Origin of the sequence: Phenylobacterium sp. (assembly GCF_037189685.1) — a bacterium.
Taxonomy (GTDB): Bacteria; Pseudomonadota; Alphaproteobacteria; order Caulobacterales; family Caulobacteraceae; genus Phenylobacterium.
In genome coordinates, this window is record NZ_JBBCIT010000038.1 from 1 (window position 1) to 19,306 (window position 19,306).

Consider the following 19,306-nt stretch of genomic DNA (forward strand, 5'->3'; position numbering starts at 1 on the left):
CCGCGGCGGCCACGGCTCTGGCGGCGCTGGGCCCAGCCGGCCGGCGCGGGGGCGGGCCTGGCCGCGGCCTGCGCCGCCGGCGTGATGGCGGGCGCCCAGCTGGCCGCCGCCGTGGCGATCCCCGAAAGCGATGTCGTTGCGGCCGATGCGGGCGGGGACACCGTCCTGGCCGTCGTGTCGGACGAGGACTTCAACCTCTTTCTGGACGAGGAGGCGGGATGAACCGGCCCTGGCTTCTGGGGGCGTTGCTCGCGTCGCTGGCGCTGAACGTCTTCATCGGCGGCGCCTTCGCCGGCGCGCACCTGGCCGAGCGGCGGGCCGAGGCGCGGGCCGAGCGCGATCGCGTGGCCTCGGCGCCGCGGCTGCGAGGCGATCCGCTGGCCGCCGCCGTGCGCGCCCTGCCGCCCGAGTCGCAGGCGGCCTGGCGCGCGGAGGGCCCGGCGTTCGTCCGTGAACATGCGCCCAAGGCGCGCGAGGCCCGGCGCCTGGCGCGCGAGGCCCTGAAAGGGTTCGGCGCCGAGCCGTTCGAGACGGAGCGGACGCTGGAGGCCCTCCGGCGCGCGCGGGCGCTGGAGCAGGAGGGCCGCCTGGCGATGGACGCCCGGATGGTGCGGTTCGCCGCCACACTGCCGCGTGAGCAGCGGGAGGCCTTCGGCGAGGCCCTGGCGCGGCCGCGCGGCCTGGGCCGCGACCCGGAGCGTTCGCGTCAGGGGCCAGACTCAATTCGAGTTCAGTAAACTCATATCTTCCGGGATGAGCGGTATCGAGTACGGACCCTAGGCCGCGGCGGCGCCGGCGGCGGGGCGGCTCTGGCGGACGGGCAGGGCGAAGCTGGCCAGGGTGCCCTGTCCGGGCGCGCTCTTCAGGTCCAGCAGGCCGCCGTGCATCTCGACCAGCGACTTGGTGAGGGCGAGGCCCAGGCCCGTGCCCTGGGTGGTCTTGGAATGCTGGCTCTCGACCTGCTCGAAGGGCCGCGCCAGCCGCTCCAGGTCCTGGGGCGAGATGCCGATGCCGGTGTCCTGGACGCCGATGCGGACCCGCTGGCCCAGCGGGTCGTCGCGCAGTTCGGCGCGGACGGTCACCCGGCCGCCGCGCGGCGTGAACTTGATGGCGTTGGAGAGCAGGTTCAGCAGCACCTGCTTGAGGGCCCTATGGTCGGCCTCGACGTCGGGCAGGTCCACGAAGTCCAGCACCAGCGAGAGGCCCGCGGCGTCGGCGCGGTTGCGGACCAGGCGCAGGGCGTCTTCGGCGATCTCCTCCAGGCAGACCGGCTCGAAGCGCAGGGCGAGCTTGCCGGCCTCGATCTTGGACATGTCGAGGATGTCGTTGATCAGCGCCAGCAGGTGCTGGCCCGAGCTGAGGATGTCGCGCGCATAGTCGCGATAGCGGGCGTCGCCCATCGGCCCGTACATCTCGCCGGCCATGATCTCCGAGAAGCCGTTGATGGCGTTGAGCGGGGTGCGCAGCTCGTGGCTCATGTTGGCCAGGAAGTCGCTCTTGGCCTGGCTGGCCTGCTCGGCGCGGATCTTCTCGGCCTCGTACTTGCGGGCCAGCTCCGAGAGCTGCTCCTGGCTCTGCTCCAGGTTGATGACCGCGCGGCGCAGCTCCTCCTCCTTGATCCGGCGGGCCTCCTCCTGGGTCTTCAGGACGGTGATGTCGGCGGCGGTGACCACCAGGCCGCCCTCGGCCGTCGGGCGTTCCGAGACCTGGACCCAGCGGCCGTCGGAGAGCTGGGCCTCGCGCACGCCGCGGCGGCCGCCCGGCGCCGGGGACTCCTGGCGGATCGACAGGCGGGCGGCGCGCTCCACCTGCTCGCGGCCGACGCCGGCCTTCAGCCGTTCGGGGGCGAGCTGGAAATAGCTGCGGAAGTTGGTGTTGCACATCACCAGCCGGCCGTTGCGGTCCCACAGGACGAACGCCTCGGAGGTGCTTTCGATGGCGTCGCGCAACCGGCTCTCGGCCGACTGGGCGCGGGCCTGGGCCAGGCGTTCCTCGGTGACGTCGAGCGCCACGCCGACGATGCGGGCGAAGCCGCCGTCTGGGCTCTCGCCGAAGCCGCGGCCGCGGAAGTCGATCCAGACCGGCCGCGCGCCGGCCAGCGGCGGCACGCGGAAGCTGACGTCGAAGTCGCCGTAGATGGCGGCGGTCGAGAGCGCGTCGCGCATGTCGTCGCGGTGGCCGGGCGCGACGCGGTCCAGCACCTGCTGGCCGTCGACGTGACCCGACCGCCATCCGAACAGCGAGGCGGTGACCTCGGACATGAAGATCCGGTCGTCCGCGAGGTCCCATTCCCAGATGCCGCAGCGGGCGGCTTCGACCGCCGTGCGGAATCGCTGCTCGGAATCGTTCCGGGCGGCCTGGATACGCTCGACCCGGCGAAGCTCGCCGATCAGCAGCATGACCAGTGTGGCCGCCGCGACGACGGGGACGAGGAACCAGGCCAGGATTTCGAGGCGGCCGGGCGCGACCTCCCCGATCCGGTAGGCGCCGGCGGCCGCCAGGACGACCAGGAGGGCCAGCGTCGCCCGGAGGACCGCCGGCCGCCGCCACGGCGCCGAGGCGCGCGGGCGCGCCCGCCGCTCGGGCGTGACGCCGGTCAGGTCGTGTCCCCCGCGTCCGGCCAAGGCCGCCGCTCCCTGCAGCTTCCGACGGCCGGAACCGCCGACCCCATAGAAGCTTAAGCTGATCCGCCGCCCACGGTCATCGTGGGTCGGACCCCCATCAGTCGAGCGCCCGGGTGGCCAATTCGTAAACGTTGCGGGACAGGCCTTCCACCGCGACGATCCGTTCCAGTTCGGCGCGCATCTTCATACCCAATTCGGGGACCAGGCGCTTCCAGCCGCCCAGCGGATCGACCAGGCGGGCGGCGGTCATGGGGTTGTACCGGTCCACGGCGATGATCTGGTCCGCCAGGAACCGATAGCCGGCGCCGCTCGGCTCGTGGAAGCGGACGGGGTTGAAGTTGGCGAAGCTGGAGACCAGGGCCCGCAGGCGGTTGGGATTCTGGGCGTCGAACGCGGGATGGGCGGTCAGGCCCAGGATGCGGCCCAGCGCCGTCTCGGACGGATCGCGGGCCTGGAGCGCGAACCACTTGTCGACGACCAGCGGCTCGGCCTTGAAGCGCTCGAAGAAGTCGGCCAGCGCGTCCTCATAGGCCTGCCCGCCGATCAGCATGAGGGCGTTCAGGCCGCCGATCATGTCGGTCATGTTGCGCGCGGCGCGGTAGTGCCCGGCGGCGATCTCGGCCGTCTCGTGGCGCGGGTTGGCGGCCATCAGCTCCAGGGCGGCGTTGCGCAGGGCGCGGCGGCCCGCGCCGGCGGCGTCGGGCGAGAACTCGCCCAGGTCCTGCAGGCCGGTGTGGAGCCGGCGCAGCTCATCGTCCAGGTGGACCGCCAGCCTCAGGCGCAGGGCGTCGCGGGCGGCGTGGATCGCCGCCGGGTCGACCGGGCTGCGCAGCAGCGCGAGATCGGTTTCGGCGGGCAGGGTCAGCAGCAGGGCCTTGAACGCCTCGTCCGAGGCCTGGTCCTGGAGCGCGCGGCCCAGGGCCTCGGCGTAGCGCTCCTCGCCCACCTCGTCCGGCTTGCCGGCGGCGCGGCCCAGGATCAGGCCGGCGGCCAGGTCCTGGCCGGCCTCCCACCGGTTGAAGAGGTCGGGGTCCGAGGCGAGCTGGACATAGCGCTCGCGTGCGGCGGCGTCCGTCGTCAGCACGACGGGCGCGGAGAAGCCGCGCAACGCCGAGACCACGGGCTCGGACTCCACGCCGTCGAGCGTCACCGAGACGGTCTCGCCGTCCAGGAGGACGAGGGTCTCGTCCATCGCCCGCCCGTCGCGCTCGAAGGCCAGGGTGCGGCCCTCGTGGTCCATGAGGCCCAGGGTGACGGGCAGCGGCAGCGGCTGCGTCTCGGGCTGGCTGCTGGTGGGCGGGTTCGCCTGGGTCAGCGTGAGCGTCACGGTCTTCGCGGCGGCGTCGTAGGACCGGCGGAGCGAGACGCGCGGCGTACCGGCCTGCTCGTACCAGGCGAAGAAGCGCGACAGGTCCTTCCCCGAGGCTTCGGCGAAGCACTGGATGAAGGCCTCGACCGTGGTGGCGTGGCCGTCCCAGCGCGCGAAGTAGAGGTCCATGCCCTCCCGGAACGCGTCGGCCCCGACGAGGGTCTTCAGCATGCCGATGACCTCGGAGCCCTTCTCGTAGATCGTCGCCGTGTAGAAGTTCTCGATCTTCATGTAGCTGGACGGCCGGACCGGATGGGCCAGCGGGCCCTGGTCCTCGGCGAACTGGCGGGTGCGCAGCGCCTTCACCGCCTTGATCCGCGCCACCGCCTCGCCGCGCATGTCGGCGCAGAAGCCCTGCTCGCGGAAGACGGTCAGGCCCTCCTTCAGGCAGAGCTGGAACCAGTCGCGGCAGGTGATCCGGTTGCCGGTCCAGTTGTGGAAGTACTCGTGCGCCACCACCGCCTCGATGCGCTCGTAGTCGAGGTCGGTGGCGGTGGCCGGGTCCGCCAGCAGCAGCGAGGCGTTGAAGATGTTGAGGCCCTTGTTCTCCATCGCCCCGAAGTTGAAGTCGCGCACCGCGACGATCATGAACAGGTCGAGGTCGTACTCGCGGCCATAGGCCTGCTCGTCCCAGGTCATCGAGCGCTTGAGCGCGTCCATGGCGTAGGCGGCGCGCGGGGCCATGCCCGGATCGACGTAGATCTGGAGATCGACCGTGCGGCCGCTCATGGTGACGAGCTTGTCCTCCAGCACATCCAGCTCGCCCGCCACGAGGGCGAAGAGATAGCAGGGCTTGGGGAACGGATCGTTCCAGACGGCGTAGTGGCGGCCGCCCGGAAGCTCTCCGCCCTCGATGCGGTTGCCGTTGGCCAGCAGGCGCTGGTAGCGGCGGTCGGCCTCGATCCGGACGGTGAAGCGCGACAGCACGTCGGGCCGGTCGGGCCAGAAGGTGATCTTGCGGAAGCCTTCGGCCTCGCACTGGGTGCAGAAGCGGCCCCCCGACATGTAGAGGCCTTCCAGCGCCCTGTTGTTCGCCGGGTCGATCTCGACCTCGGTCTCCAGGGTGAAGGCGTCGGGAACGTCGGGGATGGTGAGGAACTCGGCGTCGATGGTGTGCTCGGCGTCGGTCAGGCGGCGGCCGTCGACCGCCACCGAGACCGGCTTCAGCCGCTCGCCGTTGAACACCAGGGGCTCGGCGTGGTCACCGTCGCGGCGCACGGCCAGCCGGGCCTTCACGCGGGTGGTGTTGGGCTGGAGGTCGAAGGTCAGGTGGACCTCGTCCACCAGGAAGGCGGGCGGGCGGTATTCGGAGAGGCGGATGGCCTGGGGCGTTTCGGTGCGCATGAACGCCATCTAGGCGTCCGATCGGGGCGGCGCCAAGGCGGCTCGAGAACACCGCCGCGACAGGGCCGGGGTTTCGCGCCGTTCGCCTGTCTGGCGGCGCACGAACGCCTTGACCTCCCCCGGGGGAGCCGCCCTTCCCATCACGTGCGAAGGGGACGGCGCGCCGCCCCTCTCGCGGCGGATGAGCGGAGCTTGAGATGTATGATCTTCTGAAGGGCCTTCGGGTGGTGGAGGGCTCGGCCTTCGTGGCGGCGCCGACCTGCGGGCTCTATCTCGCCCAGTTCGGCGCCGAGGTGATCCGCTTCGACAACATCGGCGGCGGTCCCGACTTCCGCCGCTGGCCCTTGGCCGGGAACGGCCGCAGCCTCTACTGGGAGGGGCTGAACAAGGCCAAGAAGTCGGTCGCGCTCGATCTCTCCCGGCCCGAGGGGCGCGAGATCGCCCAGCGGCTGGCCGCCGCGCCGGGCGACGACGGCGGCCTCTTCGTCACCAACTTCCCGGTGGACGGCTTCCTCTCGTACGAGACGCTGCGCAAGCTGCGCGACGACCTCGTCTGCGTCCGCGTCCTGGGCTGGGCCGACGGCTCCCAGGGGATGGACTACACCATCAACTCGGCCCTGGGCCTGCCGCTGATGACGGGGCCGGTGGGCGACGAGCGGCCGGTGAACCACGTGCTGGCCGCGTGGGACCTGCTGACCGGGGCCTATTGCGCCTTCTCGATGGTCTCGGCGCTCCTGGCGCGGATGCGCGGCCAGGGCGGGCGCGAGGTGCGCTGCTCGCTGTCCGACATCGGGGCGGCGACGATGGCGAACCTGGGGTTCACCGCCGAGACGATGCTGAGCGGCCATCAGCGCCCGCGCATGGGCAACGACGTCTTCGGCGCCTTCGGCCGCGACTTCACCACGAAGGACGGCCAGAAGCTGATGCTGCTGGCGATCACGCCGAAGCAGTGGAGCAAGGCCCTGGACGCCCTGGGGATCGGCGCCGAGGCCGCCGCCCTGGAGGCCGAGCTGGGCGTGTCGTTCGCCAAGGACGAGGGCCTGCGGTTCCATCATCGTGACCGGCTCTATCCGCTGTTCGAGCGCGCCTTCGCGGCGAAGACGGCCGCCGAGCTGACGCCGGCCTTCGACGCCGGCGGCGTCACCTGGGGCAGCTACCAGACGCTGGCGGCGGCGCTGGAGGATCCCCGGCTCTACAAGGACAACCCGTTGTTCGAGACCGTCGCCCACCCCAGCGGGCTCAGCTATCCGGCGCCCGGCGCGATGGGCGTGATCCCGCAGGACGCCCGTCTGCCGGTCAGGCCCGCGCCGCGCCTGGGCCAGCACACCGACGAGGTGCTGGCCGGGGTGCTGGGCCTCTCGGGCGGCGAGATCGCGAAGCTGCACGACGCCGGCGTGGTGGCCGGCCCCGAGGCCTGAGCCCCTTCCTCGAGCCTCCGCGCGAGCGGAGGCTCCGTCATGGAACCACGGAAAACACAGAAGGCCACGGAAGGCGAAGCTGCGATTTCCGTGTCTTCTGTGTTTTCCGTGGTTTTCCTTTCGATGCCGCCGCTTCGTGGCCTGAATCGAAATAGTTTAGAGGATGCTTGACTATCGGGTCGCGGCGGCCTAGATACTAAAGTCGATGCTAAACCTTTTGCAGATCGACGCGACGCTCCGGGCCCTGGCGGAACCCACCCGCCGGGCGATGGTGGAACGGCTGGCCCGGGGGCCGGCCAGCGTGAGCGATCTCGCCCGGCCGTTCGACATGACCCTGGCGGCCGTGGTCCAGCACCTCCAGGTGCTGGAGGAGGCCGGCGTCGTCACCAGCGAGAAGGTGGGCCGCGTGCGGACCTGCCAGCTCGCCCCCGGCGGGCTCGACGGGCTCGCCGACTGGATCACAGCCCGGCGGACCCTCGCCGAGACGCGCCTGGATCGCCTGGGCGACGTCCTCGACCGGATGGCCGCCGACGAGAAGGACAAGCCATGACCGCGCCCACGCTCACCCACGGCCGCTTCACCCTGGAGCGCGTCTATCCGCACGCGCCCCGGCGGGTGTTCTTCGCCCATGCCGACAAGGACACGCTCTACCGCTGGCGCGTGGCGGGCGAAGGATTCGTCGTCCACAGCCACGAGCTGGACTTCCGCGAGGGCGGGCGCGAGGTCTCGGGCTTCCGCTACGGCGACGGCCCCGAAATGACGTTCGCAGCCGAGTACCACGTCATCATCCCGGATCGCCGGATCGTGAACACCTACTGGATGACGATGGGCGGCGAGCCGCTGTCGGTGTCGCTGCTGACCCTGGACTTCCTGCCCGAGGGCGACGGCACGCGGCTGGTGATGACCGAGCAGGGCGCGTATTTCGGCGATCCCGCCGCGGTGGCCGGCCGCGAGGAGGGCATGCGCGAACTGCTGGGCCTGCTGGGCGCCGAGCTGGACCGCATGCCGGGATAGTCCCGCCGCGGGCGGCGGTCGCGCTCCGCGTCAAGGCGCAGAGTCTGGCCGCGCCCGGCCGCTGCGCCTTGACGCGGAGGGGCCGTTCCTCTACATCGCCCGCTCTTCGCGCGGGCCTCCGGCCTGACGCGCACCGTATTCTTGCGAAGGTAGTCTCGCCATGTCGCGCCGTTGCGAACTCACGGGTGTCGGTCCGATGGTCGGCCACAACGTGAGCCACTCGAACATCAAGACCAAGCGCCGGTTCATGCCGAACCTCACGGCCGTCACCGTGCCGTCCGAGGCGCTGGGCCAGTCGTTCACCCTGCGCATCACCAATGCGGCGCTGCGCACCCTGGACTTCAAGGGCGGCCTCGACGTGGTGCTGCTCAAGGCCAGAGACGAGGTGCTGTCGGCCCGCGCGCTGAAGATCAAGCGCCAGGTGAAGGCGAAGCTGGCCGAAGCGGCCGCGTAAGCCCGATCCGCCTGCCGGATTGCGAAGAGGCCGCCCGCGGGGCGGCCTTTTTCATTGGGCCTTCATGAGTCGGCTTCAGGGGGCCGGCGGCGTCCAGTCGAAGGCCAGCAGCAGCGTCCTCTGCCCGGTCGAGAAGTTGTCGTCCGAGAGGATGTAGACCCGCACCGAGCCGTCGGGGCGGGGGCGCACCGCCACACCCTCGAAATTGTCCACCGTCGATGGCCGCCGGATGTCGTGGCGGTCGATCGGGCGACCCTCGCGGTCCGCGATCAGCACCGTAATGGTGTTGCCGATCGCCGGACTGTAGTCGCGCAGCAGGAACGCCCAGCGTCCGCCCGGCAGGCCGCGCGCCGCCACCAGGCTGCGCGGATAGTCGCCCGCGATCCGGATGTGCGGGACGCACGCGGCCGACAGGCGGCAGATCCAGGTCTCGCGCGTGTCCTCGCGGCCGGCCAGATAGGCGTCGGGGCCGTGTTCCGGCGCCACGGCCAGGGCTTCCATCCCGTCGTTGGCCGGGAAAGGGGCGTCGGGCGAAGGAACGGCCCGCGGCGGGCCGCCAGCCGCGGGATAGAGCCATATGCGGTGGTTGCGCTCGAAGCCCAGCAGCATGTCCCCGTTGGGGAACACGGCCAGGGCCTCGATGTCGGAATCGGCCTTGGCGCCGCTGAGCGGCCGGCCGTCGGCGCCCAGCACCGGCTTCAGGGTGACGTCCGACACGCCGGTCAGCCGCCCGGCGGAATCCAGGGCCAGCCGGCCGCGGACGATGTCGCCCTCGTCGGTGATGGCGACGAATCGGTCGTCGTCGAAGACCTCCAGGTCGGACAGGCCGTGGAAGCGCGAGGTGTCCGCCGACGACAGCTCCAGCCCGCCGGCGTAGGCGAACCGGCTGCCTTCCCCCGTCGGCGGCCCCGCCGGATGTTCGGCCACGGGTGTCGCGGCCACGCGGATGACGTCGCCCGCGGGCACGGGGGCGGCGGGCAGCGCGGTCCGCTGGGGCGCGCAGGCGGCGACGGCCAGCGCCGCCCCCAGCGCCGCTCCCCGGCCGCACCAGCGCAAGGGCCGCCGCGGCCGGAACAGGGCGCGCCGGCCGGTCATGCGCTGACCTTCCGGACCTCCTTGAAGGTCGATCGCTTCATGACGCCCCCGGCCGGACCTTCGGTGTTGGGCGGCGGCGCAAGCAGGCCCGCGGTTCGCCGCGTCACCTTGCGCACCTCCTCGTCGAACAGGTCGGCGAGCTGCTCGACCATGGCGCCGGCGAGCTGCTCCACGTCGACGATGGTCACGGCGTTCTTGTAGTAGCGGGTCACGTCGTGGCCGATGCCGATGGCGATGAGCTGGACCGGGCTCTTGCCTTCGATCTCGCCGATCACCTCGCGCAGGTGCCGCTCCAGGTAGTGGCCCGAGTTCACCGACAGGGTGGAATCGTCCACCGGCGCCCCGTCCGAGATCACCAGCAGGATGCGCCGCTGCTCGGGCCGGCCGATCAGCCGCTGGTGCGCCCAGATCAGGGCCTCGCCGTCGATGTTCTCCTTGAGCAGGCCCTCGCGCATCATCAGGCCCAGGTTCTTGCGCGCGCGCCGCCAGGGCGCGTCGGCGGCCTTGTAGATGATGTGCCGCAGGTCGTTCAGCCGGCCGGGCTGGGCGGGCTTGCCGGCCTTCAGCCAGTCCTCGCGCGACGAGCCGCCCTTCCAGGCGCGGGTGGTGAACCCCAGGATCTCGGTCTTCACGCCGCACCGCTCCAGGGTGCGCGCCAGGATGTCGGCGCACACGGCCGCGACCATGATCGGCCGCCCGCGCATCGAGCCCGAGTTGTCGATCAGGATCGTGACGACGGTGTCGCGGAACTCGGTGTCGTCCTCCTCCTTGAACGACAGCGGCGCGGTGGGATCGATGATGACCCGCGTCAGCCGGGCCACGTCGAGGATCCCTTCCTCCAGGTCGAACGACCAGGTGCGGTTCTGCTGCGCCAGCAGCTTGCGCTGGAGCCGGTTGGCCAGGCGCGAGACCACGTTCGAGACGCTGGCGAGCTGCTGGTCGAGATAGGCCCGCAGCCGCGACAGCTCCTCGGGGTCGCACAGCTCCTCGGCCGCCACCACCTCGTCGTGGGCGGTGGTGAAGACCTTGTAGGTGACCGCGCGGTTGTCGCCGGACGGGTCGGGCCGGGTCGGCTGCTCGCCGTCGCCCATCTCGGGCGGCTCGTCGCTGTCGTCGGCGTCGGGGTCCATCTCGGACTCGACCATCTGGCTGTCGGTCTCGTCCGACTCCTGCGTGGTGGTCTCGTCGTCGTCCATCGCCGTCTGCTGCGGCGACTGGCTCTCGCCCTCGCCGTCGTCGCCGTCGTCCTGGGCGTCGGGATCGCCCTCGTCCTCGCCCTCGGCGTCGTCGTCGGCCTGTTCCGGGGCGTCCGAGAGGTCGTCGCCCATCTCCAGGTCGCGGATGATGGTCCTGGCGATGCGGGCGAAGGCCTTCTGGTCGTGCAGCGAGGCCTCCAGCCGGTCCAGGTCGGCGCCGGCCTTGGCCTCGATGTCGCCGCGGAACATGTCCACCAGCGCCCGCGCGGTGGGCGGGGGCGGTTCGCCGGTCAGGCGCTCGCGCACCATCAGCGAGACGATGTCGGCCATCGGCGGGGCGGCCAGGGCCTCGGCCTCGTTGAACACGCGCCGCTGCCAGGCGTGGTTCATCACCGCCTTCAGGTTCTCGCGCACGCCGCCCATCGCCGTCGCGCCGACGGCCTCGATCCGCGCCTGCTCCAGGGCGTCATAGACCGGCTGGCCGGCCCCGGTGTGCGGCCGGGTGCGCGAGTGGGCGGCCGGGTCGTGGTGGGCGATGCGCAGCGCCATCTGGTCGGCGAGGCCGCGGATGCGGGCGGCGTCCTCCGACGTCAGGTCGCGGGGCGGGTGGGGCAGGACGGCGCGGTTGCCCGAGAGCTGGGGCCCCTCGCCCGAGTAGACGATCTCCAGGTCCGGAGTCTCGGCGAGCGATCGCGCCGCGTGCGCCAGCGCGCGCTTGAAGGGCTCGAGGGGGCTTTCCGGGGTCTTGGCCATGTCCGTCGGTCATAGAGCAGGGGCGCGGGGGCGGGAAACAGGGAATCGTGACCGGCGGAACGGCCAAGCCTGATCGGCGTTCTTCTCCCGACCTTCTATGCAGCCTTCCCATTCATCCAGCCTTTAAGGAGACCTCATGCTGAAGTGGGCCCTCATCTTCGCCTTGATCGCGCTCGTGGCGGGCGCCCTGGGCTTCGGCGGCGTGGCGGGCGTGGCCGCCGGCATCGCCAAGATCCTGTTCTTCATCGCCGTCATCGGCTTCCTGATCTTCCTGGCCCTGGGCGTCTTCGCCGGGCGGAAGCTCACGGGACGCTGAAGACGGAGGGCGCGCGCCTCTCGCCGAGGGGCGCCGCCTCACGTCTTGGCCAGAGTCACTTTCGCCAGAGTGACTCTGGCCAGAGTGACTCTCGCCCGGGTGCTTCCCGGACTCACTTCTTCGCCAGATACGCCTTCGACTGCTGGCCCACGATGTCGACCAGATCCCCCATGGCGACGTTGGCGTCGATCAGGTGCAGCCCCCAGTCCTTCGCCACCACGCCGCCTGGGCCGACCACGTCGCCATTGATGTCGTCGGTCCGGGGGTCGGCCGGGTCGGCGGCCACATGGACCTCGAGGTAGTTGAACCCGTCCTTCGACACGCACTGGCCCGTGAGCAGGCCCGGAACCGCGATGAAGGGCGTGGACGGGTTCGCCTTGCCCTTCACCCATTCCGGCGCCGCGGCGGCGGCGCTGGCGATGTTCATGCCGTTGGCGAGATAGGCCCTGAGTTCGCCCTTGCCGCCGCCCAGCGCCGCGGGGTTCGTGCAGGCGGCCTCCATCCCGGGCTGCGCCACCTTGCCGAACCGGCTCTGCGGCGGCGGCGGGACGGTGTCGCGGAACGTCACGTAGCTGATGGCGCAGCCGGTCTGGCTCGCTGACCGGCAGAGCGGGACGGTCTTGAACGCCCCGGTGTCCTTGCCCGCCTCGACCGGCAGGTTGGACCCCAGGATCAGGGCTGACACGAGCTGCTTCCGGACGGGTTTGCCCTCGATCTCGGCGGGGATCATCCGGGTCAGCAGGCCCGAGCCCTGGCTGTGGCCGATCAGCACCACGCCGCGGCGGCCCTTGTTCTCGGTCTTCAGGTAGTGGTTCCAGGCGTCGACCACGTCGTTGTAGCCCACCTGCCGCATGGCGGGATCGGCCGAGCCGGGGAGGGGCGCGCCCAGCACCATCGCCTGCAGCGCCGTGAGCGTGAACTGGCGGTACAGCGGGGCGAAGATCCGGCATTTCGAGCCGAAGCGGGCGAGCTGCTGCTTCACCACGTTCAGCTCCTCGGGGCCGGCCGTCATGTCCGACACGATCCCCGGGTCGTTCGAGACCGTCGGATAGACGTAGAAGCAGTCGATCGGCGCCTTGGGGTCGGCCTTGAAGGCCTCGACGCGGGTCGAACCGTCGGCGTTCACCACCGTCGTGGTCAGGTCGATGGCGCAGGCGTCGCCGGCCTTGCCCGGCCAGCACAGCCAGGACTCGGCGCGCGCATAGTCGTTCGGCGCGGGCGCCGGTCCGGCCTGGGCCGGTCCCGTCTGGACTTGTCCTTGCGCCTGCGCCGCGGCGCCCAGGCCTGCCCAGAGCATCCCCGCCGCGAGTCCCGCCGCAAGCTTCAGCCTACCCGTCATCGCGCCTGCTCCCTGTGCTTCATCTCGAGGCTTCATTTTTAGAAACTTGCGTACGCTTATCGCGCTTTGCAGACGCGCGGTCCAGCACCCTTCATGACGCCCCCGATTCCCCATAAGGTCGACGTCGGCGCTTGGCCGAGCGCCCTCGGGGGACGGCGATGGTGAGCGAAAGGGCGGCGGGCTGGGCGGCCCGCATCTGGGCGTGGATCGGGGGCGGCCTCGTGGCGCTCGTCGGCCTGCCTTTGCTGCTGGGCGGGGGCTATCTCGTCTTCCAGGGCGGCTCGCCCTACTACCTGCTGGCCGGGGCCGCGGTGACGGCCGCCGGGGTCATGGCCGCCCGCCGCCATCCGGCCGCGGGCCTGGTCTACGCCGCGACCCTGGCCGCCACCCTCGGCTGGGCGCTGTGGGAGGCCGGCTTCGCCTTCTGGCCGCTGCTGCCGCGCCTGTTCGCCCCGGCGGTCCTGGGCCTGTTCCTGCTGCTGGTGATCCCGACGGCGCCGCGCGGGGGGCGCCGCAACCAGTCGGGCGCGGCGGTGGCGCTGACGTCCCTTGTCCTGCTGGGCGTCCAGGCGGCGGCCATCCCGGCCACCTTCTCCTGGGGCCAGGCGGCCTCGCCGGCCGTGGTGCGGCCCCAGGCGCCGGGGAGCGAGGCGCCGGCGGGCGAGCGGGCGGCCGACTGGCGGGCCTATGGGCGCGACCCCGGCGGGTCGCGCTATTCCCCCGTCGACCAGATCAATCGCGAGAACGTCGACGAACTGGAGGTCGCCTGGACCTTCCGCACCGCCATTCCGCCCCACGCGGGGGACCAGGACCAGAACACCCCCCAGATGGTGGGGGACACCGTCTATGTCTGTACGCCCCGCAACGTCGTCATCGCGCTGGATCCCGACACCGGCCGCGAGAAGTGGCGCCACGATCCCAAGGTCCAGTCCCACTTCTGGCACCGCTGCCGCGGCGTGGGCTACTGGGACGGGACCGAGCCGGCCCTGACGCCTGGCGCGGCGACCGGCGCCCCCGCGGCCGCCCCGGCCCCAACCGCGGCCGCCGCCGCCAAGGGGCCCGTGGTGCAGGCTCCCGCGAACAAGGCTGCCGCGAAGGTTGCGCCGGCCCCGGCCCCCCAGACACCTGGCGCCCAGACACCTGGCGCCCAGACCCCGGCCCCCCAGACCCCGGCCCGCCAGACCCCGGCGACCAAGGTTCAGGCGACGGCCGGCCCGGATGCCGGGGCCGCCCAGGTCGCGGCCGCGCCCGCCCAGGCCGCGCCGCCGGCCTGCGTCCGCCGCGTCCTGTCGTCCACGATCAACGCCCAGCTCATTGCGCTGGACGCCGACACCGGCCGCCGCTGCCCCGGCTTCGGCGAGGGCGGGGTGGTCGACCTGCGCGCCGGCATGGGCGAGTTCAAGCCGCCCTTCTACTTCCAGACCTCCATGCCGACCGTGGCCGGAAACCTCGTGATCGTGGGCGGCTGGGTGCTGGACAACCAGGCGCTGGGTGAGCCCTCCGGGGTGGTGCGGGCCTACGACGTGGTCACCGGCGAGCTGGCCTGGGCCTGGGACCTGGGGAACCCGGCGATCGACAAGCTGCCGCCCGAGGGCCAGACCTACACCCGCGGCACGCCCAACATGTGGTCGACGCCCGCCTACGACCCGGCCCTCGGCCTGATCTACCTGCCGATCGGCAATGCCACCCCCGACTACTGGGGCTCGCACCGCACGGTGGTGTCCGAACGCTACTCGTCCTCGGTCGTGGCCCTGGACGTGCGCACCGGCAAGGAGCGCTGGCGCTTCCAGACCGTCCACCACGACGTCTGGGACTACGACGTGCCGGCCCAGCCGATGCTGATCGACTTCCCGGTCGGCGAGGGCAGCGCGCCGGCCCTCATCCAGCTCACCAAGCGCGGCCAGATCTTCGTGCTCGACCGGCGGACCGGAACGCCGCTGACCCGCGTGGTGGAATCCCCGGCGCCGCAGGGCGCCATGCCCGGCGAGTGGCTGTCGCCGACCCAGCCCTATTCGGCGGAGATGCCCGCGGTGGGCGTCGAAGCCCTCACCGAAAAGCGCATGTGGGGCGCCACGCCGCTGGACCAGCTCGCCTGCCGCATCCGCTTCCGCAGCGTGCGCTACGAGGGCGACTTCACGCCGCCCGGCAGTCGCGAGCGGCCGGGGCTCCAGTTCCCCGGGAACGCGGGCGGCATGAACTGGGGCTCGGGCGCCTTCGACCCGCGTCGCGGCCTGCTCATCGTCTCGGACGTGCGCATGCCCCAGACGGTGAGCCTGGAGCGCACCGGCGAGGCCCGGCTCTCGCCCGCCCGCATCGCCGGCCGGCCGGCGGAGAGCGCCCGGGCCATCGCCTACGCGTCGAAGAACGAATGGCTGCTCAGCCCGCTGTTCGCGCCTTGCCTGGAACCGCCGCACGGGATGCTGAGCGCCATCGACGTCCATACGCGCGAGGTCGTCTGGCAGGTTCCCGCCGGCACGGCCGAGGCCCAGGCCCCGCTGGGCCTGAGGTCGGGCCTGCCCATCCCCATCGGGACCCTGGGTGTCGGCGGACCCATCACCACGGCGGGCGGCGTGACCTTCCGCGCCGCGACCACCGACCCCTACCTCTGGGCCTACGACAACGCCACCGGCGCGGTCCTGTGGAAGGGCGCCCTCCCGGTCCCGGCCGCGGGCACGCCATCCACCTACGTCTCGCCGAAGACCGGAAAGCAGTATGTGGTGGTCAGCGCCGGCGGCGGCGGCAATCCCCTGGCCCCCAAGGGCGACCACGTCGTGGCCTTCGCGCTGCCTTAGGCGACCGGGTCCGCCGGCTTCCGCGCCGCCCATTCGAGAAGGGAATCGAGCGCCGGGCACATGGCCTGTCCCCACGCGGTCAGCCGGTACTCCACCTTTGGCGGCACCTGAGGATAGACGATGCGGTCGACGATCCCGTCCTGTTCGAGATCGCGGAGTTGCTGGATGAGCATCTTCTGCGACACGCCGGGGATAGCGCGCTCCAGCTCCGAGAACCGCAGCACCTCGCGGTCGAACAGGTGGAAGATGATGACCATTTTCCAGCGTCCCTCCAACATGCGGAAGGCGGCCTCCACGCCCGTGGCCGCCATGTCTGGGGTCACGTCCTCGAGCTTACCTGTGGGTGAGTACCCTACTTTTTTGTCGGTTCTTGCCATTTTGACAGCATAATCGCACCTCGATGGCCTGGCCAGACGAGGCGCCCATGACCATCCAGCTTCCCCTTCCGATCGCCCGCTACTTCGAGGCCGCCAACGGCGATGATCCCGACGCCGTGGCCGCCGCCTTCACGCCCGCGGCGCAGGTCCATGACGAAGCCCGGGCCCATTGCGGTCGAGCCGAAATCCGCGCCTGGGCGGAAGCCGCGCGCCGCCAGTACCGGTTCTCCGCCGATCCCCGCAGCCTCGAACCGCTGGCGGACGGGGGGATCGTCACCGCCCATGTGACCGGCGACTTTCCGGGGGCGCCGGCCGACCTGCGCTATCGCTTCCGCCTGGCCGGCGACCGGGTGGACGGCCTCGAAATCACCGTCCGCGACCCACAGGCCGAGTTCACCGGCCGGCGCGTTCTGGTCACGGGCGGAGGCCAGGGCATCGGCGCCGCTGTCGTCCGCCGCTTCCGGCGGGCGGGCGCACAGGTCTTCACCACGGCCCGGACGACTCCCGGCGACCTGGGGGCGCCCGACCTCTTCCTCGCCGCGGACGTCGCCACGGCCGGGGGCGCGGCCAAGGTGGCCGACGCCGCTCTGGATCGCCTCGGCGGAATCGATGTGGTGGTCCACAACGTCGGCGGCTCCTCGGCGCCTGGCGGCGGTCATGCGGCGCTCACCGATGCGGACTGGGCCGCGGCCCTGGACGCCAACCTGCTCTCGGCTGTGCGGCTGGACCGGGCGCTGCTGCCGACGATGATCCGGCAGGGCTATGGCGTTGTGGTCCATGTCTCGTCGATCCAGCGGGCGCTGCCGCTCTACGAGTCCACCACGGCGTACGCGGCCGCCAAGGCGGCGCTCAACGCCTACAGCAAGGCGCTGTCGAACGAGGTCGGCCCCCGGGGCGTGCGCGTGGTCCGGGTGGCGCCCGGCTTCACCGAGACGGACGCCGCGGCCCGCATGATCCGGCGCCTGGCCGAGGCCGCCGGGACCGGCGCCGATGCGGCGCGCGCGGCGCTCGTGCGCGACCTGGGCGGCATTCCCGTCGGGCGTCCAAACACCCCGGAGGAGGTGGCCGACTTGATCGCCTTCCTGGCCAGCGACCGGGCCGCGACGCTCCACGGCGCCGAATATGTGATCGACGGCGGCACGGTCCCCACGGCCTGACGACCCGCACGTCTCGCGCCAGGTTCCGCGAACCGCCCGGACGGCATAGGCTCCGCCTGGGGCGCCAACTGGGGGTTATGGAGACCGAGCATGATCCGAACCGTCATCCTGGCCGCCGGCCTGGCGCTGGCCCCGGCCGCTGTCCTGGCCCACCACGGCTGGAGCTCCTACGACGCCGACAAGGTGGTGAGGGTCACCGCCCCGCTCACCGACGTCGCCTGGGGCAATCCCCACGCCACGGCAAAGGTCAGCTATCAGGGCCGCACCTGGGACGTCGTCCTGGCGCCCATCGCCCGCATGACCGCCCGCGGCCTGACCCAGGACATGGTCGGCCCCGGCAAGCCCGTGACCCTGGAAGGCTATCCCCGCAGCGACGGGAGCGCCGAGATGCGCATCGAGCGCGTCACCGTCCAGGGCAAGGTGGTCGAGCTTCGGTAGGCCGCCAGAGCGCTTTCCGGCGGAGTGGAGCCCGGTTCGCCGTCGGAAAGCGCGCCAGATCAAGAAAAAGCGCGCCAGATCAAGAATCTGGAGCGCCGCTCCGATCCAATCGGAGCGAATAGCGCTCTAGGGCGACGGTCGGGCCGTCGCCTGGGCCGAATCCCGGCGATGCAGATCGGCGACGATCGCAGCGTGGCGCGCCCGGCCCATGTTGTAGGGGATCATGATCGCCAGGCCCAGGAACAGGACCGAGAGCATCACGGGGCCGTAGACCACGCCCAGGCGGGTGAGGGCGTCGATCGGGACCGCGCCGGGGGCGGTGTTGGCGGGGAACCGGATCAGGTCGATCACCACGCCGGCCACCGCGCCGCCCAGCCCCAGCGACACCTTGCGGCAGAAGGCGTTGGCGCCGAAGAACAGGCCCTCGGCGCGGCCGCCGTGCGCCAGGTCGTACTCGTCGGCCACGTCCGCCAGCATGGCCGAGGACAGCACGACGGGAATGCATCCGATCAGGCCCGCCATGAAGCTGCATCCCACCAGCAGGGGCAGCACGCCCGCCTCGCCGTTCTCGGGCGCCAGGCCGGCCAGCCGCAGCAGCGTCGGCGCCGAGCCCATGATGCACGAGCCGGCGATCCCCGCCATGTAGGCGGCCTTCTTGTCGAGGCGCCCGGCGGCGGGCCGCGCCAGCGGGATGCCGATGATGTAGCCGGCCATGCTGGCGTAGAACACGAGCTGCACCGACTGCGGCGCCAGCTCCCAGAAGTAGGTGTTCATGTGCAGGGCCAGCGCGAACTGCACGCCGTTGTAGAGGTACATGACCAGCAGGGCGAAGAAGAGCGCCCGGAACGAGGGCGAGCCCACCGCCAGGCGTAGCGTGCGGAGAAGGCCGTCGCCGGGCGGGCGCGTCGTCGCGGCCTCTTCCTGCTGGCGCGCCAGGGCCGCACGCTGGGTGCCCAGGGCTGAGACGATCACGAAGATGACCACCAGCACCCCTGTGGCCAGGGCGAAGGGCGGATAGGCGGCCGGGTCGAGCTGGCCGTTCTCGAAACCGGGGCGGTCGGCGAAGAACACCGAGAACGCGAGCCCCAGGGCGATGATCCGGCCCACATAGCCGAACAGGACGCGGTAGCCGCCCACCGAGACGCGCTCGGCGAAGTCGCGGCTGAGTTCGGCGCCCAGGGCCATGTGGGGCACGAAGTACAGCGTCATGGCGAAGCGCGCGGCTATGGTCAGGGCCGTCAGCCAGGCGAACAGCCCCAACTGGCCGAACTCCGGCGGCTGGAACAGGAACCAGAGCGCGATCGCCAGCGGCACGGGCGCCGCATAGAGGAAGGGATGCCGCCGGCCCAGCCGGCTGCGCAGGCGGTCCGACCAGGCGCCCACGAACGGGTCCGAGACACCGTCGAACAGCAGCGCGACGAACAGCGCCAGCCCCGTGAGCGCGCCCGAGAGCCCCACGACCTGCACGTAGTAGAAGAACAGGAAGGTCTCGAGCGCCGCGGTCTTCAGGCCTTCGCCGGCCTCGCCCAGGCCGTAGAAGACCCGTGTGCGGATGGAGAGTCCCCCAGCGGCGGGTGTGGTTGTGGCGCTGCGGGCGCCGGTCCCCTGGGTCATGTTGGT

17 protein-coding genes are annotated in these 19,306 nt (G+C 71.7%); 10 read left to right on the top strand and 7 right to left on the bottom strand.

Annotation, left to right across the window (positions count from 1 at the left end; genetic code table 11):
• Nucleotides 1–222, top strand: a 222-nt coding sequence (locus WG212_RS20085; protein ID WP_337188900.1) for a hypothetical protein, incomplete at its 5' end; no start/stop codon positions are given.
• Nucleotides 219–737 carry a periplasmic heavy metal sensor gene (locus WG212_RS20090; RefSeq protein WP_337188901.1) on the top strand — a complete coding sequence of 173 codons (519 nt, stop codon included), beginning with the start codon at nucleotides 219–221 and terminating at the stop codon, nucleotides 735–737. The genes WG212_RS20085 and WG212_RS20090, both read left to right, overlap by 4 nt.
• Nucleotides 738–776: 39 nt before the next feature.
• Here the strand turns inward: WG212_RS20090 and WG212_RS20095 are convergent, their stop codons facing one another.
• Together WG212_RS20095 and pepN are read right to left on the bottom strand one after the other, a co-directional pair.
• On the bottom strand, nucleotides 777–2,624 hold the full coding sequence (locus WG212_RS20095; protein ID WP_337188902.1) for an ATP-binding protein: 1,848 nt from the start codon (nucleotides 2,622–2,624) through the stop codon (nucleotides 777–779).
• A 97-nt stretch (nucleotides 2,625–2,721) separates the two neighbouring features.
• Nucleotides 2,722–5,337: an aminopeptidase N gene (gene pepN, locus WG212_RS20100; RefSeq protein WP_337188928.1), complete on the bottom strand. Its 2,616-nt coding sequence runs from the start codon at nucleotides 5,335–5,337 to the stop codon at nucleotides 2,722–2,724.
• 197 nt (nucleotides 5,338–5,534) lie between these two features.
• Here pepN and WG212_RS20105 point away from each other — a divergent pair, with 197 nt between their 5' ends.
• The 4 genes from WG212_RS20105 (at nucleotide 5,535) to rpmB (ending at nucleotide 8,223) form a co-directional block, all read left to right on the top strand.
• Nucleotides 5,535–6,755, top strand: a complete 1,221-nt coding sequence (locus tag WG212_RS20105; protein ID WP_337188903.1) for a CoA transferase — start codon at nucleotides 5,535–5,537, stop codon at nucleotides 6,753–6,755.
• Between the two features lie 205 nt (nucleotides 6,756–6,960).
• The gene (locus tag WG212_RS20110) at nucleotides 6,961–7,305 is read left to right on the top strand and encodes a metalloregulator ArsR/SmtB family transcription factor (protein WP_337188904.1); all 345 of its coding nucleotides are present in this window, start codon (nucleotides 6,961–6,963) and stop codon (nucleotides 7,303–7,305) included.
• A complete protein-coding gene (locus WG212_RS20115; RefSeq protein ID WP_337188905.1) occupies nucleotides 7,302–7,769 on the top strand; it encodes an SRPBCC family protein in 468 nt (155 codons plus the stop codon). The genes WG212_RS20110 and WG212_RS20115 overlap by 4 nt, the downstream gene beginning before the upstream one ends.
• Before the next feature lie 160 nt (nucleotides 7,770–7,929).
• Nucleotides 7,930–8,223, top strand: a complete 294-nt coding sequence (rpmB, locus tag WG212_RS20120) for a 50S ribosomal protein L28 (protein ID WP_337188906.1) — start codon at nucleotides 7,930–7,932, stop codon at nucleotides 8,221–8,223.
• A 75-nt stretch (nucleotides 8,224–8,298) separates the two neighbouring features.
• On the opposite strand, the gene WG212_RS20125 is transcribed toward rpmB, so the two are convergent.
• Nucleotides 8,299–9,318: an esterase-like activity of phytase family protein gene (locus WG212_RS20125; protein WP_337188907.1), complete on the bottom strand. Its 1,020-nt coding sequence runs from the start codon at nucleotides 9,316–9,318 to the stop codon at nucleotides 8,299–8,301.
• Nucleotides 9,315–11,267, bottom strand: a complete 1,953-nt coding sequence (gene cobT / locus WG212_RS20130; RefSeq protein ID WP_337188908.1) for a cobaltochelatase subunit CobT — start codon at nucleotides 11,265–11,267, stop codon at nucleotides 9,315–9,317. The genes WG212_RS20125 and cobT overlap by 4 nt, the downstream gene beginning before the upstream one ends.
• 136 nt (nucleotides 11,268–11,403) lie before the next feature.
• Between cobT and WG212_RS20135 the strand changes: the two genes are divergently transcribed.
• Nucleotides 11,404–11,583 carry a DUF1328 domain-containing protein gene (locus WG212_RS20135; protein ID WP_337188909.1) on the top strand — a complete coding sequence of 60 codons (180 nt, stop codon included), beginning with the start codon at nucleotides 11,404–11,406 and terminating at the stop codon, nucleotides 11,581–11,583.
• Between the two features lie 112 nt (nucleotides 11,584–11,695).
• On the opposite strand, the gene WG212_RS20140 is transcribed toward WG212_RS20135, so the two are convergent.
• Complete coding sequence (locus tag WG212_RS20140) at nucleotides 11,696–12,922, bottom strand: DUF3089 domain-containing protein (protein ID WP_337188910.1); 1,227 nt, start codon at nucleotides 12,920–12,922, stop codon at nucleotides 11,696–11,698.
• 158 nt (nucleotides 12,923–13,080) lie between these two features.
• Between WG212_RS20140 and WG212_RS20145 the strand changes: the two genes are divergently transcribed.
• Nucleotides 13,081–15,714 (top strand): PQQ-binding-like beta-propeller repeat protein, encoded by a 2,634-nt coding sequence (locus tag WG212_RS20145; RefSeq protein WP_337188911.1) that lies wholly within the window; start codon nucleotides 13,081–13,083, stop codon nucleotides 15,712–15,714.
• Here the strand turns inward: WG212_RS20145 and WG212_RS20150 are convergent.
• Nucleotides 15,711–16,037, bottom strand: coding sequence for a helix-turn-helix domain-containing protein (locus WG212_RS20150; RefSeq protein ID WP_337188912.1), 327 nt, complete (start codon nucleotides 16,035–16,037; stop codon nucleotides 15,711–15,713). The two genes, WG212_RS20145 and WG212_RS20150, sit on opposite strands and share 4 nt — an antisense overlap.
• Before the next feature lie 101 nt (nucleotides 16,038–16,138).
• On the opposite strand from WG212_RS20150, the gene WG212_RS20155 reads away from it, so the two are divergent.
• Both WG212_RS20155 and WG212_RS20160 read left to right on the top strand, forming a co-directional pair.
• Nucleotides 16,139–17,248 (top strand): SDR family oxidoreductase, encoded by a 1,110-nt coding sequence (locus tag WG212_RS20155; RefSeq protein WP_337188913.1) that lies wholly within the window; start codon nucleotides 16,139–16,141, stop codon nucleotides 17,246–17,248.
• A 90-nt stretch (nucleotides 17,249–17,338) separates the two neighbouring features.
• Nucleotides 17,339–17,686 carry a DUF6152 family protein gene (locus tag WG212_RS20160; RefSeq protein ID WP_337188914.1) on the top strand — a complete coding sequence of 116 codons (348 nt, stop codon included), beginning with the start codon at nucleotides 17,339–17,341 and terminating at the stop codon, nucleotides 17,684–17,686.
• A 126-nt stretch (nucleotides 17,687–17,812) separates the two neighbouring features.
• Here WG212_RS20160 and WG212_RS20165 read toward each other — a convergent pair whose 3' ends face one another.
• The gene (locus WG212_RS20165) at nucleotides 17,813–19,300 is read right to left on the bottom strand and encodes an MFS transporter (RefSeq protein WP_337188915.1); all 1,488 of its coding nucleotides are present in this window, start codon (nucleotides 19,298–19,300) and stop codon (nucleotides 17,813–17,815) included.
• Between the last annotated feature and the right edge of the window lie 6 nt (nucleotides 19,301–19,306).

Bases quoted from the DNA above. Each gene is read 5' to 3' on its own strand.
- WG212_RS20110 (WP_337188904.1), top strand. From the start codon at position 6,961: ATGCTAAACCTTTTGCAGATCGACGCGACGCTCCGGGCCCTGGCGGAA.
- WG212_RS20160 (WP_337188914.1), top strand. From the start codon at position 17,339: ATGATCCGAACCGTCATCCTGGCCGCCGGCCTGGCGCTGGCCCCGGCC.
- cobT (WP_337188908.1), bottom strand. From the start codon at position 11,267: ATGGCCAAGACCCCGGAAAGCCCCCTCGAGCCCTTCAAGCGCGCGCTG.
- WG212_RS20115 (WP_337188905.1), top strand. From the start codon at position 7,302: ATGACCGCGCCCACGCTCACCCACGGCCGCTTCACCCTGGAGCGCGTC.
- WG212_RS20140 (WP_337188910.1), bottom strand. From the start codon at position 12,922: ATGACGGGTAGGCTGAAGCTTGCGGCGGGACTCGCGGCGGGGATGCTC.
- WG212_RS20105 (WP_337188903.1), top strand. From the start codon at position 5,535: ATGTATGATCTTCTGAAGGGCCTTCGGGTGGTGGAGGGCTCGGCCTTC.
- pepN (WP_337188928.1), bottom strand. From the start codon at position 5,337: ATGCGCACCGAAACGCCCCAGGCCATCCGCCTCTCCGAATACCGCCCG.
- WG212_RS20125 (WP_337188907.1), bottom strand. From the start codon at position 9,318: ATGACCGGCCGGCGCGCCCTGTTCCGGCCGCGGCGGCCCTTGCGCTGG.
- WG212_RS20135 (WP_337188909.1), top strand. From the start codon at position 11,404: ATGCTGAAGTGGGCCCTCATCTTCGCCTTGATCGCGCTCGTGGCGGGC.
- WG212_RS20165 (WP_337188915.1), bottom strand. From the start codon at position 19,300: ATGACCCAGGGGACCGGCGCCCGCAGCGCCACAACCACACCCGCCGCT.
- WG212_RS20145 (WP_337188911.1), top strand. From the start codon at position 13,081: ATGGTGAGCGAAAGGGCGGCGGGCTGGGCGGCCCGCATCTGGGCGTGG.
- WG212_RS20155 (WP_337188913.1), top strand. From the start codon at position 16,139: ATGACCATCCAGCTTCCCCTTCCGATCGCCCGCTACTTCGAGGCCGCC.
- WG212_RS20090 (WP_337188901.1), top strand. From the start codon at position 219: ATGAACCGGCCCTGGCTTCTGGGGGCGTTGCTCGCGTCGCTGGCGCTG.
- rpmB (WP_337188906.1), top strand. From the start codon at position 7,930: ATGTCGCGCCGTTGCGAACTCACGGGTGTCGGTCCGATGGTCGGCCAC.